The following is a 15042-nucleotide window of genomic DNA, read 5'->3' on the forward strand; positions in this document are numbered from 1 at the left end:
CGTGCCTTCCGCTCCAATCATCAGGGTGTATAAATCAACACTGTTCAGTAACAAAGCCTACTTTTTAATTAGTTTGACTTTTCCAGTTCTAATAGTTCATGTTATGATAGAGAGTAGGATTCTTTGATTGGAGGCATTTGCGTTGTCAAACACACAAAAACACAGAACAACCGTAGATATTTACGGTCAGCAATACGTTATTATGGGTACGGAAAGCCCAAGTCATATTAGGCTTGTTGCATCTTTAGTTGACGATAAAATGCGGGAAATCAGTTCTAAGAATCCATCTCTGGACGTTAGTAAGCTTGCCGTTTTAACAGCCGTAAACGCAGTCAATGATTATATTAAAATTAAGGATCAATTGGACCGGCTGCAAACAGAACTACTAAAGGAAAAGGACTAATTTATCATGTTAGATTTAGCTATTATTATTCTCTTAATTATTGGATTCTTTGTTGGCCTAAAAAGAGGCTTTATTCTTCAACTTGTGCATTTAACCAGTTTTATTATTGCATATGTAGTCGCTACAATATACTATGAAGAGCTGGCGCCCAAGTTGACCCTGTGGATTCCCTATCCAAACCTAGGAGAAGGAACAACCTTAAAGCTCTTAACCGATAGCACCAATATGGAGACCGCATTTTATCGTGCCATCTCTTTTGTTATCATCTTTTTTGCAGTGAAAATTCTCTTGCAAATCATAGGATCGATGCTGGATTTCATTGCCCATCTTCCAGTACTACGCCAGTTAAATGTTTGGGCAGGAGGAATCTTCGGTTTCTTGGAAGTCTATCTCATTATTTTTATTTTATTATATATTGCGGCTTTGATTCCAATAGATTTTTTACAAAATCCTTTGGACAACTCGTTTATGGCTAAAGCAATTGTGAACCACACCCCTATCCTTTCACAGCAAATAAAGAGCTTGTGGATTGAATATACAGCTGCTTGAACTTCTCTGTAGCAGAGAAGTTTTTCTATTCTGCCATAAAGTAGGATAAAATGAAAATGCTAAATACGAGGCGGGTGAACCATAATGGAAGTAAATAAAAAAGATTTGATTCGTTTACTAGAAACGATTGCTATTTATATGGAATTAAAAGGAGAGAATCCTTTCAAGGTATCGGCCTTCCGTAAGGCAGCTACGGCACTTGAAACAGATGAGCGAACCTTAACAGAAATTGAGGATTTTACAGCGATCTCAGGAATTGGAAAAGGGACTGCCGCTGTCATAGAGGAATACATGAAAGGGGGGGCCTCTTCTGTATTAGCAGAGCTAAAGGAAGAAGTACCATCAGGCCTCATTCCGTTACTGCAGCTTCCGGGTCTTGGCGGAAAGAAAATTGCCAAGCTATACAAGGAATTAGGGGTCATAGACGTTTCCAGCTTAAAAGAAGCCTGTCAAACAGGAAAAGTACAGGCGCTTGCTGGATTTGGTAAGAAGACGGAGGAGAAAATCTTAAGTGCTATTGCGAATGTGGGTACTCGACCTGAGCGGCTGCCGCTAGCTTACATGCTCCCAATTGCTGAGGGAATCGAGGCAAGACTTGCTGAAACCTCGGATATCGATCGTTTTTCAAGGGCAGGAAGCCTGCGAAGAATGAGAGAGACGATTAAAGATTTAGACTTTATTATTGCGACTACTCAACCAGAGAGTGTTCGTCAGTCTCTATTAGGATGGCCAAATATCAAAGAAGTCATTGGTGCGGGTGATACGAAGGTATCTTTAGTTTTTGCCTTTGATTATGATGTCTCCGTCGATTTTCGTTTGGTGAAGCCTGAGGAATTTATTACTACCTTGCATCATTTTACAGGGTCAAAGGACCACAATGTTCGCATGAGACAGCTTGCTAAAGAACGAGGAGAGAAGATTAGTGAGTATGGAGTAGAAAATGTTGAGACGGGTGAAATTCTTACATTCTCATCTGAAGAAGAATTTTTCAAACATTTTGACCTTCCGTTTATTCCACCTGAAATTAGGGAGGACGGAAGAGAAGTTGATACATTCACAGCTCAGGAAGAATTAATTGAGCTTGAAGATATTAAAGGGGATCTCCACATGCATTCCACATGGAGTGATGGGGCCCATTCCATTGAGGAAATGGCGGAAGCGTGTCGTGCGAGAGGATATCAGTATATGGCGATTACCGACCATTCCCAATATTTAAAAGTAGCCAATGGACTAACTCGTGAAAGACTGTTAAAGCAGAGGGAAGAAATTAAACAATTAAATGAAAAATACGATGATTTTCTCATCCTTTCTGGAGTAGAAATGGATATTCTTCCTGATGGGACGTTAGATTATGAAGACGATTTCCTAGCTGAAATGGATTTTGTTATTGCCTCCATTCATTCGGCCTTTTCTCAGCCGATGGAAAAAATTATGGAACGTTTAAGAACCGCCTTAACAAATCACCATGTGGATTTAATTGCCCACCCGACAGGAAGAAAAATTGGCCGTCGGGAAGGATATGACGTGGATATTGATTTACTGATTGAACTAGCTAAAGAAACCAATACAGCTTTAGAACTAAATGCTAATCCAAATCGGCTTGATTTGGCTTCAGAATATTTAAGAAAAGCGCAGGATTCAGGTGTTAAGATTCTCATCAATACAGATGCACACCAAATGGATACATTAAAGCATATGGAAATAGGTGTTTCCACAGCGAAAAAGGGCTGGATAAAAAAATCATCCGTGTTAAATGCACTCGACAAGAATGATTTGCTTGAATTCCTGCATAATCGAAATTAAGGAGGATTCACTCCATGCAAGAAAGAGCATTAAAGGTATTAGAATTCACCAAGGTGAAGGAGCAACTGTTAAACCATGCTTCTTCATCACTTGGTATGGAAAAAATAAAGAACTTGATGCCATCAACTGATTTTGATGAGGTGGTTTCACTTCAAGCTGAAACAGATGAGGCTGCCACTGTTTTACGAATAAAAGGTAATGTCCCACTATCAGGGGTTTATGATATTCGTGCTCATGTTAAACGGTCGGTCATTGGGGGTGTTCTTAGCCCGCAAGAGTTGATCCAAATTGCCAGCACCATTCATGCCAGTCGACAGATGAAACGTTTTATTGAGGAACTTGCTGCTGAAAGAACAGAGCTTCCGATTTTATCCGAACAAGTAGAGCGAATAATCCCGCTTACAAACCTTGAGCAGGCTATCAAATATGCCATCGATGAAAGTGGAGAAGTATTAGACGGAGCAAGTGAGCTTTTACGTTCCTTAAGAAATCAGCTTCGCTCGAATGAAGCGAGGGTTCGGGAAAAATTAGAAAGTATGATTCGTTCTTCTAATGCTAGTAAAATGCTTTCCGATGCGATTGTTACTATTCGTAATGACCGGTTTGTTATTCCTGTTAAACAGGAATACCGTGGTCATTACGGCGGGATTATTCACGATCAAAGTTCATCCGGGCAAACCTTATTTATTGAGCCGCAAGTGATTGTGCAGTTAAATAATCAATTGCAGGATATTCGAGTGAAAGAGCAACTCGAAATTGAACGAATTCTTTCCGAACTTTCATCCCAAGTTGCTGAGTATGAAAGTGAGCTGCAGGTGATTGTTGCCGTTTTGGCAAATTTAGATTTTATTTTTGCAAAAGCAAGATATGGGAAGCAAATGAAAGCTTCTATGCCAATTATGAATAATGAAGGTAGAATTGCCTTATATAAAGCAAGACATCCATTAATTCCAATCGATGAAGTAGTTGCCAATGACATTATGCTTGGTAAAGACTTCACAACGATTGTCATTACCGGACCGAATACAGGGGGAAAAACGGTAACTTTAAAAACGCTAGGATTGTGTTCCTTAATGGCTCAGGCGGGATTACAAGTACCTGCCTATGACGGATCAGAATTGGCTGTCTTTGATGCTATTTATGCGGATATTGGTGATGAACAGTCGATTGAACAAAGCTTAAGTACGTTTTCATCACATATGGTCAATATCGTCGACATTTTAAATAAAGTGGACTTTAACAGCCTAGTTTTATTTGATGAGCTTGGAGCAGGGACAGATCCTCAGGAAGGTGCAGCACTGGCTATCTCTATATTAGATGAGGTGCATAGAAGAGGTGCTAGGGTCATCGCAACGACACACTACCCTGAATTAAAAGCGTATGGCTATAACCGGGAGGGTGTGCTAAACGCCAGTGTTGAATTTGATGTAGAGACATTAAGTCCAACGTATAAACTTTTGTTAGGCGTACCAGGCAGAAGTAATGCCTTTGAAATTTCCAAACGGTTAGGGCTAAATGATCGGGTAATCGAAGCTGCCCGCTCACATGTAAGTGAAGATACGAATCAAATCGATAAGATGATAGCATCCTTGGAAGAAAGCAAGCGCCAAGCAGAGATCGAACAACAAGAAGCCCATGATTACTTAAAGCAAGCAGAGATGCTCCATAAAGATTTGCAAAAAGAATTGATGGAATTCTACGAACAGAAAGATTCTATGCTTGAAAAAGCAGCTGAAAAAGCAGGAGAGATTGTCGAAGATGCAAAAACGGAGGCAGAAAAGGTCATTCGTGACCTCCGGAAAATGAGAACCGAAAAGCATGCAGATATTAAAGAGCATGAATTGATTGATGCCAAAAGACGTCTCGAAGATGCAGCCCCGGAAATTAAGAAATCAGCGAAACTTACCAATAAGAAAAGTAAGACGCATACCTTTATGCCTGGAGATGAAGTAAAAGTACTTACCTTTGACCAAAAAGGCACGCTAGTTGAACGTGTGTCAGCCAATGAATGGCAAGTTCAGATTGGAATTTTGAAGATGAAGGTCAAGGAGAAGGATATGGAGTATATGAGCACGCCGAAGCAAGTGGAGACAAAACCAATTGCTATTGTAAAAGGGCGGGACTCATATGTTAAACTAGAACTAGACCTTCGTGGTGAGAGATATGAAGATGCTATATTAAGAGTAGAAAAGTATATTGATGATGCCCTTTTATCAAGTTATCCCCGCGTATCCATCATCCATGGGAAAGGTACTGGGGCCTTAAGGCAGGGAGTTCAGGAGTATTTAAGAAATCATCGTTCCGTTAAAAAAATTCGCTTTGGAGAAGCTGGGGAAGGCGGATCTGGCGTAACCATAGTAGAATTTAAATAATGACCGGGGAGAATAAGCTATGGACCAGTTTTGGGAGAACGAATATATTCAAATAGCTGCCTATTATAGTGTAGTTATTTTATGTATGATTGTTTTTTTAGCCATTTTTGAAGTAGTTACGAAGTACAAAAATTGGGTTGAAATAAAAAATGGGAATATCTCTGTTGCGATGGCTACTGGAGGGAAAATATTTGGTGTAGCTAATATTTTTCGCCATACGATTGAGGCGCATAGTTCCTTACTTAACATGATTGGTTGGGGAATTTATGGTTTTACGCTTTTATTAATTGGCTATTTTATTTTTGAATTTTTAACCCCAAAATTCAAGATTGACGAAGAAATCCAAAAGGACAATCGTGCAGTGGGGCTGATTTCAATGGTCATTTCAATTGGATTATCCTATGTCATTGGGGCAGGAATTTAGTTAGGGGAGAAAAGAGTGGAGACATTAGCTAAAATCCTTCTTGGATTATGTGGCTTATTTTTGCTAATAGGAATTATATATATGGTGTTTTTTGCATAAAGAACGACTAAACAGATCTTAAGGATGAAAGAGGCTGACTCCAATCAGCCTCTTTTTCTGTACCATTATTATTGGGTTTCGTTGTTAATTGTCACATACTGTACTATAATAGATAGTGAAATTAGAATTTTTACAATTATTTATACAAAGAGGGAGGTTTATTATGTTAGAGTCTAAACCATGGTTAGACATTTATCCGAAAGACATTCCCGCTACACTGCACTACACCCAAGATCCTGTTCAGAGTTATTTGCAAAAAACAGCGGAAAGGTTTCCAGAGAAAATTGCGATTCATTTCATGGGAAAAGAATTAACCTACAAGAAACTTTATGATGAAGCCTTGAATTTTGCAGGCTATTTACAGGAAATAGGAATCTCGAAAGATGACCGAATTGCCATCATGCTCCCAAATACGCCTCAGGCTGTCATAAGTTATTTTGGTATTTTGATAGCAGGCGGGATTGTTGTGCAAACCAATCCTTTATATACGGAACGTGAACTTGAATACCAAATGAAGGATTCCGGAGCAAAGGCCATTATCACCCTAGATATCCTCTACCCCCGTGTATCAAAAGTCATGCCACTGACCGATTTACAGCATATTATTGTAACCGCTATCAAAGATTACCTGCCATTTCCGAAAAATCTTGCCTATCCCTTCATCCAGAAAAAACAATATGGAATTGTCGTAAAAGTAAAACATGTGGGAAGTACCCATCTGTTCTCAGAGATTGTAAAAATGAAACCTAAGAAATTAACCACATATGAAGTCAATCCTGAAGAGGACATAGCGTTACTTCAGTATACAGGCGGAACAACCGGTTCTCCAAAAGGTGTCATGCTTACTCACAAAAACTTAATTTCAAATACAGCAATGAGTGAAGCCTGGTTATACAAAGCAAAAATCGGTGAAGAATCCATGCTGGGAATTGTCCCCTTTTTCCATGTCTATGGGATGACGGTTTGTATGATTTTATCGATAAAGATGGCATGTAAAATGATTTTATTGCCTAAATTTGATGCAGTAACCACCTTAAAAACCATTCACAAACAGCGTCCAACCTTATTTCCTGGGGCACCAACGATTTACATTGGATTATTAAACCATCCGGATTTGAAAAAATATGACCTATCTTCCATTGAAGCCTGTATCAGTGGCTCAGCACCACTTCCACTCGAGGTTCAGGAGAAATTTGAAGAGGTTACAGGTGGTAAGCTTGTAGAGGGTTATGGTTTATCAGAAGCTTCTCCGGTTACCCATTCCAACTTCTTGTGGGATGTAGAACGAGTGAAGGGAAGTATTGGCGTGCCTTATCCTGATACGGATGTCAAAATTCTTTCAGTCGATACAGGTGAACCTATGCCAATAAAAGAAATAGGCGAAATTGTGATCAAGGGCCCGCAAGTTATGAAAGGCTACTGGAATCGTCCTACGGAAACCGATGAAGTCTTGAAAGATGGTTGGCTATATACTGGTGACCTTGGATATATGGATGAAAAGGGTTATTTTTACGTTGTTGATCGTAAAAAAGATATGATCATTGCAGGGGGATATAATATTTATCCACGAGAAATAGAAGAAGTTTTATATGAACATCCAGATGTGCTTGAGGCAGTTGCAGCAGGCGTGCCAGACTCATACCGCGGAGAAACAGTCAAAGCATATATCGTTTTAAAAGCTGGTTCAACTGTGACAGAAGAGGAAATGAATCAATTTGCAAGAAAATATTTGGCTGCCTATAAAGCACCGAGACTATATGAATTTAGAAAAGAATTGCCTAAAACTGCCGTTGGAAAAATTTTAAGAAGAATGCTTGTAGAAGAAGAGATGAGAAAGATAGAAGAAGAGAGTACAAAACATGCCTAACAGCAATAGCCTAGCTTTTTTTTTGAATTCATGGGCTTGTCTATAAAAAGAAATCATACTATCATAAAGTTGTTCAAGTTGTTCAACAGTATTTCTTGACAGAAATACATATAATAATTATTATTAAAATATGAATGATGATTCATTCATATTTTATTTTTGCTTAAAGCTTCAAAGGAGGGTTAGAAATGAAAAAGAGTAAGCCGAAATATATGCAGATTATTGATGCAGCAGTGATTGCCATTGCTGAAAATGGCTACCATCAGGCACAGGTTTCGAAAATTGCGAAACAGGCTGGGGTAGCAGATGGCACCATTTATCTGTACTTTAAGAACAAAGAAGACATCCTAATCTCTCTCTTTGAAGAAAAAATGGGAAATTTCATTGAAAAAATAGATAACATGATAGCAGGAAAAGGGACGGCGGCAGAGAAATTATTAATGATGATAGAAGCTCATTTCAGTATGCTCTATGAGGATCATCACTTAGCAATTGTCACGCAGCTAGAGCTCCGTCAATCCAATAAGGAATTGAGACTCCGAATCAACAATGTTCTAAAAGGGTATTTAAAGGTGATTGATAAGGTTCTAATTGAAGGCAAAGAAACAGGTGAGTTTTCAAATGACCTTGATATTCGTCTTGCCCGACAAATGATTTTTGGAACGATTGATGAAACGGCAACATCATGGGTAATGAATGAAGAAAAGTATGATTTACTTGCATTGGCATCCCCGGTTCATCGACTTTTAATTAATGGACTTGGAGGCCGGTAAAGTTAGATAGGAGGAGAAATTATTGGAATACTTAAAGTGGTCTAATCAAGATCGTATTGCTACCATTACGATTCAACGTCCTCCGGCAAACGCCCTTTCATCAGGTTTATTAAGGGAATTGTCGGCAGTACTTGACGAAATTGAACCGAACCGTGAAATACGCGTCATTGTTATTCATGGTGAAGGACGCTTTTTCTCCGCAGGTGCCGATATTAAGGAATTTACGACAGTTACTTCTTCAGAAGGCTTTGCTAACCTTGGGAAGTTTGGACAAGATTTATTCGAACGCATGGAAAAATTTCCTAAACCAATTATCGCAGCTATTCATGGGGCCGCTCTTGGCGGTGGATTAGAGCTTGCAATGGCATGCCATATCCGCCTTGTCAGTGAGAATGCAAAGCTTGGTCTACCTGAATTGCAGCTTGGTTTAATTCCTGGATTTGCAGGCACACAGCGTCTTCCTAAATATGTAGGTGTGGCAAGGGCGGCTGAAATGCTGTTCACTTCTGAGCCTATTACAGGCGTAGAGGCAGTCCAATATGGTCTCGCTAATCATGCGTATCCAGAAAGTGAAGTATTAGAGCAGGCCTACATACTTGCAGAAAAAATTGCTAAGAAAAGTCCTGGTTCCATCGGTGCAACGATTCAATTATTGAATTACGCCAAGACGGAAGAATTTTATGAAGGCTCACAAAAGGAAGCAGAACTGTTTGGTCAAGTTTTTGTTTCTAATGATGCAAAAGAAGGGATCCAAGCCTTTCTTGAAAAAAGAGAACCACATTTTAAAGGTGAATAAAGCTTCTTAAGCTTTTGCTTAGGAAGTTTTTATAAAAAATTTTTTTCTATAAAATTTTCTCAATCTTTAGAACTGAAAAAATGTTTGAATTTTCTTAGGAGGCGAAACCATGAACATTTATGTATTAATGAAAAGAACCTTTGATACAGAGGAAAAGATTACGATTTCAGGCGGCAAAATCAATGAAGACGGAGCAGAATTTATCATCAATCCATACGACGAATACGCGATTGAAGAAGCGATCCAAGTCCGTGATGCAAAGGGTGGCGAAGTGACTGTTATTTCTGTAGGAAATGAAGAAACAGAAAAGCAATTGCGTACGGCCCTAGCCATGGGTGCAGATAAAGCTGTTTTAATTAATACCGAAGATGATGTGGAAAACGGTGACCAATTTACAACTGCTAAAATCCTTGCCGAATATTTAAAGGATAAAGAAGTTGATTTAATTATTGGTGGAAATGTGGCTATTGACGGTGGAACAGGACAAGTGGGACCAAGAGTAGCCGAACTCCTCAATATTCCGTATGTAACTACCATTACGAAACTCGAAATTGATGGAACAAATGTAACTGTAACTCGTGATGTTGAAGGTGATTCAGAAGTCATTGAAACAAGCCTTCCACTTTTAGTTACAGCACAACAAGGGCTTAATGAGCCACGCTATCCATCTCTACCTGGAATTATGAAAGCGAAGAAAAAGCCGCTTGAGGAATTAGAATTAGATGACCTTGATCTAGAAGAAGAGGATGTAGAAGCAAAAACAAAAACAATTGAAATTTATTTGCCGCCTAAAAAAGAGGCTGGGAAGGTCTTAGCTGGCGATTTAAATGATCAGGTTAAAGAACTTGTTCAACTTCTTCATACTGAAGCAAAAGTAATCTAATCGTAACTTCATAAAAATTGTTTTCAGGAGGTAAATGAAATGACTAGAAAAGTATTGGTATTAGGAGAAGTTCGTGACGGATCATTACGTAATGTATCTTTCGAAGCTGTTGCAGCAGCAAAAACAGTTGCAGAGGGCGGAGAAGTTGTTGGTGTATTAGTGGGCGAATCTGTAAGCGCTTTAGGTACGGAGTTAGTTCAATACGGGGCTGATCGTGTAGTGGTAGTAGAGCATGAGAATTTAAAACAATATTCTTCTGATGGTTATGCTCAAGCCATATTAGCTGTAATTGATCAAGAGAAGCCTGAAGGATTAGTGTTTGGTCATACTGCATTAGGAAAAGACCTTTCACCAAGGATTGCTGGTAAGCTCTCATCAGGTCTAATTTCCGATGCAACGGCAGTAGAAGCAGCAGGCGGAAACATTGTATTTACTAGACCAATTTATTCTGGTAAAGCATTTGAAAAGAAAATTGTAACAGATGGCTTAATTTTTGCTACCGTACGTCCGAATAATATTGCCCCATTAGCAAAAGATGAAAGCAGAAGCGGTGAAGTTTCCTCACTATCTGTGGATATTAAAGACCTTCGTGCAATTATTAAAGAAGTAGTAAGAAAAGCAAGTGAAGGTGTGGACTTAAGTGAAGCAAAAGTAGTTATTTCTGGCGGTCGTGGCGTGAAAAGTGCAGAAGGTTTCAATCCTCTGAAAGAACTTGCTGACGTACTAGGGGGAGCAGTTGGTGCTTCTCGTGGTGCATGTGATGCCGACTATTGTGATTACTCCTTACAAATTGGGCAAACAGGAAAGGTTGTAACTCCAGACCTATACATTGCCTGCGGTATTTCAGGAGCAATTCAGCATTTAGCTGGTATGTCTAACTCAAAAGTGATTGTTGCAATTAACAAGGATCCAGAAGCGAACATTTTTAAAGTAGCTGATTACGGAATCGTAGGAGACCTTTTCGAGGTTGTCCCATTATTAACTGAAGAGTTTAAAAAACTTAAAGTTCACTCATAATAAAAAAGTGGAGAGCGAGCGGTAAAAATCCGCTCGCTTTTATCATTGAAAAAATCGAGCATACTTATCGCAGGATGGGGAAAATTAGTTGCGAAACATATTATTAGCTTGATATTCCAAACGATGGTATACTTTCGGTAGTAATTCAGTATTCAATAGGAGGTCAATATATAATGGCTATTTCACATTTAACAGATCAAAATTTCTCATCAGAAACAGGTTCAGGTACTGTACTTGTTGATTTCTGGGCACCTTGGTGTGGACCTTGTAAAATGATCGCTCCAGTTCTTGAAGAACTTGATGCAGAAATGGGAGACAAAGTAAAAATCACTAAATTAGATGTTGATGATAACCCACAAACAGCAGCTAATTTTGGTGTTATGAGCATCCCAACTTTATTAGTTTTCAAAAATGGTGAAGTTGTAGATAAAGTAGTCGGCTTCCAACCCAAAGATGCATTAGCAGGTGTGTTACAAAAGCACGTATAAACTTATAGAATATAAAACCTTAGCTGGACACGTTCTGGCTAAGGTTTTTTTGTTATTACAAAACCTCCCACTTTCCTTTATAGGCAGATGTGATAAAATTTTAAAGATAGAATAAAAGACGGAGGAGTGGCCGGTGTGAATGAAAACATTAAACAAAAATTGACCCTGCTGCCTGACCAGCCTGGCTGCTACTTAATGAAAGACCGTCAGGGGACGATTATTTATGTAGGGAAGGCTAAAATATTAAAGAACCGTGTTCGTTCTTATTTTACCGGCTCGCATGATGGTAAGACGTTAAGGCTTGTCAATGAAATAGAGGACTTTGAGTATATTGTAACCTCATCCAATATAGAAGCATTGTTACTTGAACTAAATCTCATTAAAAAATATGATCCAAAATACAATATCATGCTGAAGGATGACAAAAGCTATCCCTTCATTAAGCTAACAGCAGAGAGACATCCCAAGCTGATCATCACAAGAAAAGTAAAAAAAGATAAGGGGAAATACTTTGGCCCCTACCCCAACGTTGGAGCAGCAAATGAAACAAAGAAACTACTAGACCGTATTTATCCGTTACGAAAATGTGCGACACTCCCTGACCGAGTTTGTTTGTATTACCATTTAGGTCAATGTCTCGCACCATGTGTAAACGAAGTTCCTGAGGAACAGTATAAACAAATGACGGATGAAATTTCTCGCTTCTTAAATGGCGGATATAAGGAAATTAAAAAAGAACTAACTGAAAAAATGACGGCAGCGGCAGAAGAACTGGATTTTGAAAGAGCAAAAGAATTCCGAGATAAAATCGTCCACATTGAAACCATCATGGAAAAGCAAAAAATCACCATGACGGATTTCACGGACCGTGATGTGTTTGGTTATGCCGTTGACAAAGGTTGGATGTGTGTACAGGTCTTTTTTGTCCGTCAAGGAAAGCTGATTGAGCGGGATGTTTCCATGTTTCCCATCTACAATGAGCCAGAGGAAGAAATCCTAACGTTTTTAGGACAATTTTATCAAAAGGCCAATCACTTTAAGCCGAAAGAAATCCTGATCCAAGATGAAATTGATTTGAATATGACCGCACAACTCCTAGAAGTGAAGGTTCTTCAACCGAAAAAGGGACAAAAGAAGGACCTTGTTAACCTTGCAATCAAAAATGCGAAAATTGCCCTGAATGAAAAGTTTTCTTTAATTGAGAAGGATGAAGAACGGACCATTAAGGCAGTAGAAAACCTTGGTAAGCTTCTTGGGATTTATACACCGCATCGGATTGAGTCTTTCGATAACTCTAATATACAAGGGACAGATCCTGTTTCAGCGATGGTTGTGTTTACAGATGGGAAAGCGAATAAGAGAGAATATCGCAAGTATAAAATCAAGTCTGTAAAGGGACCGGATGATTATGAATCGATGAGGGAAGTAACTAGAAGAAGGTACTCGAGAGCCTTAAAAGAAAGTCTTCCTCTACCGGATCTTATCATTATTGATGGTGGAAAAGGACATGTTGAAACGGTTAGGGATGTTTTAGAAAATGAATTAGGATTAGATATCCCACTTTCGGGTCTCGTAAAGGATGAAAAACACCGTACGTCGCAATTGTTATACGGCAATCCGTTAGAAATTGTTCCACTTGAACGGAACAGCCAGGAGTTTTATTTGCTACAACGTATTCAAGATGAGGTTCACCGCTTTGCCATTACCTTTCACCGCCAAATACGTGGAAAGAGCGCCTTCCAATCCTTGTTGGATGATATCCCGGGGATTGGGGAGAAACGCAAAAAACTATTGCTCAAACAGTTTGGTTCGGTGAAAAAAATGAAGGAAGCGAGTCTAGAGGAATTCACAGACATTGGTATTCCATCGAATGTGGCAGAAGAGTTAATGAAAAAACTTCTAGAATAGTTATTGTCAGAATAAATTGACCATGCTATAATTAGTGAAAATTTAAATTACTATCACTTTATAGTACTAAAGTGAAGGTAGAGGTGCGAGCTTCAAGAGTAGTGATTCTGAGAAGGATGAGCTTCAAGGAAGAATCATGAAAGGGGATGTTCGCCGAAGTAAAGAAAGTCTCATTTCTTTCTTTGCTGGTCCTGTATTGAATAAATGCCGGATTGTCAAGACGTGTGTCTTGGAGAGCTATCTTACGTTATTTGTTCAGGAATTTATTTTTCGTGTTCAAAAAGCAATGAGATGCCTCTCATTGCTTTTTTATTTATGTTTTTGTAGCAAAATAGGTAGAGCATAACTGAAAGAAGGGGAAAAGATGGGCTTAGTTGTTCAAAAATTCGGGGGAACCTCCGTTGGCAGTGTAGAAAGAATTTTAAATGTTGCAGCCTGTGTAAAAGAAGAAACAGAGAGAGGCAATAACGTTGTTGTAGTTGTTTCTGCAATGGGAAAATCAACGGACCAGCTCGTGGGTCTAGCGAAAGAAATTTCCAATCAACCTAATAAACGGGATATGGATATGCTCCTTTCGACAGGCGAGCAGGTAACGATCGCTTTATTATCCATGGCCTTAAATCAACAAGGTCTACCAGCGGTTTCTTATACAGGTTGGCAGGCGGGAATCGTAACCGAACCGGTTCATGGAAACGCACGAATTTCAAATATCAAGACAGAATCCATTAAAAACCAACTCACAAAAGGCAAGGTTGTTATTGTTGCCGGATTCCAAGGAATTACTGAAGATGGGGAAATAACCACTTTGGGCCGAGGGGGTTCTGATACAACAGCGGTCGCCCTGGCAGCGGCGTTAAAAGCAGATAAATGTGATATTTATACGGATGTAACGGGTGTATTCACAACAGATCCGAGATATGTGAAAGAGGCCCGTAAGTTATTATCCGTTTCCTATGATGAAATGCTGGAGCTTGCTAATCTCGGTGCAGGTGTACTGCATCCAAGAGCGGTAGAATTTGCTAAAAATTATCAAGTGAGACTTGAAGTTCGTTCAAGCATGGAGAAAATCGAAGGAACAGTCATTGAGGGGGAAGCAACAATGGAACAAAATTTAGTTGTACGTGGTGTCGCATTTGAAGATGAAATTACAAAAGTTACCGTTTTAGGGTTATCCAATTCCTTAACCAGTTTATCAACGATTTTTACAACTCTTGCTCAAAATCACATAAACGTTGATATTATTATTCAAAGCACAACAGAAGGGGGAACGGCTAATTTATCATTCTCCATACATACCAATGATCTGTTAGAGACATTAAAGGTATTAGAAGATAATAAAGCTGTACTTGGCTATGAACAACTTGATGCAGAAAACAAACTGGCAAAGGTTTCTATTGTGGGTTCAGGCATGATTTCTAATCCGGGTGTGGCTGCGAAAATGTTTGAAGTGCTTGCTTCAAATGGCATCCAAATCAAAATGGTCAGCACCTCTGAAATTAAAGTGTCTGCTGTTTTAGAAGAAAAGAATATGTTAAAAGCAGTTGAACTCCTCCACAGCGCATTTGAGCTTGGAAATTAACAAAGAAGAGGCTGACTCGTTCAACTCGAGTCAGCCTCTTTGCGATGATCAAGGAAAGTATAAATTCGACTTCGAGAATTG

Annotated in this window: 13 protein-coding genes and 1 riboswitch; all 13 genes read left to right on the forward strand. The window is 39.1% G+C overall.

The annotated features are described in order from the left end of the window. Positions 1-142 precede the first annotated feature (142 nt). The 13 genes from zapA (at position 143) to ABES03_RS02100 (ending at position 14961) form a co-directional block, all read left to right on the forward strand. On the forward strand, positions 143-403 hold the full coding sequence (gene zapA, locus ABES03_RS02040) for a cell division protein ZapA (RefSeq protein ID WP_307286280.1): 261 nt from the start codon (positions 143-145) through the stop codon (positions 401-403). Positions 404-409: 6 nt separating this feature from the next. Further along, positions 410-952, forward strand: a complete 543-nt coding sequence (locus tag ABES03_RS02045; RefSeq protein WP_430114715.1) for a CvpA family protein — start codon at positions 410-412, stop codon at positions 950-952. Positions 953-1036: 84 nt separating this feature from the next. Beyond that, positions 1037-2755, forward strand: a complete 1719-nt coding sequence (polX, locus tag ABES03_RS02050) for a DNA polymerase/3'-5' exonuclease PolX (protein WP_430114717.1) — start codon at positions 1037-1039, stop codon at positions 2753-2755. Positions 2756-2769: 14 nt separating this feature from the next. Next, positions 2770-5127, forward strand: a complete 2358-nt coding sequence (locus ABES03_RS02055) for an endonuclease MutS2 (RefSeq protein WP_430114719.1) — start codon at positions 2770-2772, stop codon at positions 5125-5127. Between the two features lie 19 nt (positions 5128-5146). After that, positions 5147-5551: a DUF350 domain-containing protein gene (locus ABES03_RS02060; RefSeq protein ID WP_335545465.1), complete on the forward strand. Its 405-nt coding sequence runs from the start codon at positions 5147-5149 to the stop codon at positions 5549-5551. 262 nt (positions 5552-5813) lie between these two features. Further along, on the forward strand, positions 5814-7517 hold the full coding sequence (locus tag ABES03_RS02065) for an AMP-binding protein (RefSeq protein ID WP_430114721.1): 1704 nt from the start codon (positions 5814-5816) through the stop codon (positions 7515-7517). Positions 7518-7705: 188 nt separating this feature from the next. Then, positions 7706-8290 carry a TetR/AcrR family transcriptional regulator gene (locus tag ABES03_RS02070; RefSeq protein ID WP_430114723.1) on the forward strand — a complete coding sequence of 195 codons (585 nt, stop codon included), beginning with the start codon at positions 7706-7708 and terminating at the stop codon, positions 8288-8290. Between the two features lie 22 nt (positions 8291-8312). Continuing rightward, positions 8313-9086 carry an enoyl-CoA hydratase gene (locus tag ABES03_RS02075; protein WP_430114726.1) on the forward strand — a complete coding sequence of 258 codons (774 nt, stop codon included), beginning with the start codon at positions 8313-8315 and terminating at the stop codon, positions 9084-9086. A gap of 109 nt (positions 9087-9195) precedes the next feature. Next, positions 9196-9969: an electron transfer flavoprotein subunit beta/FixA family protein gene (locus ABES03_RS02080; RefSeq protein WP_309860252.1), complete on the forward strand. Its 774-nt coding sequence runs from the start codon at positions 9196-9198 to the stop codon at positions 9967-9969. A 39-nt stretch (positions 9970-10008) separates the two neighbouring features. Beyond that, complete coding sequence (locus ABES03_RS02085) at positions 10009-10986, forward strand: electron transfer flavoprotein subunit alpha/FixB family protein (RefSeq protein WP_430114728.1); 978 nt, start codon at positions 10009-10011, stop codon at positions 10984-10986. A gap of 173 nt (positions 10987-11159) precedes the next feature. Then, a complete protein-coding gene (gene trxA, locus ABES03_RS02090; RefSeq protein ID WP_430114730.1) occupies positions 11160-11474 on the forward strand; it encodes a thioredoxin in 315 nt (104 codons plus the stop codon). A gap of 135 nt (positions 11475-11609) precedes the next feature. Then, complete coding sequence (gene uvrC, locus ABES03_RS02095) at positions 11610-13382, forward strand: excinuclease ABC subunit UvrC (protein WP_430114731.1); 1773 nt, start codon at positions 11610-11612, stop codon at positions 13380-13382. 70 nt (positions 13383-13452) lie between these two features. After that, a riboswitch (Lysine riboswitch) is annotated at positions 13453-13630 on the forward strand. Positions 13631-13746: 116 nt separating this feature from the next. Further along, entirely contained in the window at positions 13747-14961 is a 1215-nt protein-coding gene (locus ABES03_RS02100) for an aspartate kinase (protein WP_430114733.1), read from the forward strand. The last annotated feature ends 81 nt before the right edge of the window (positions 14962-15042 follow it).

The organism is Neobacillus rhizosphaerae (assembly GCF_050477885.1).
In the GTDB taxonomy this organism is placed as follows: Bacteria; Bacillota; Bacilli; order Bacillales; family Cytobacillaceae; genus Neobacillus; species Neobacillus rhizosphaerae_A.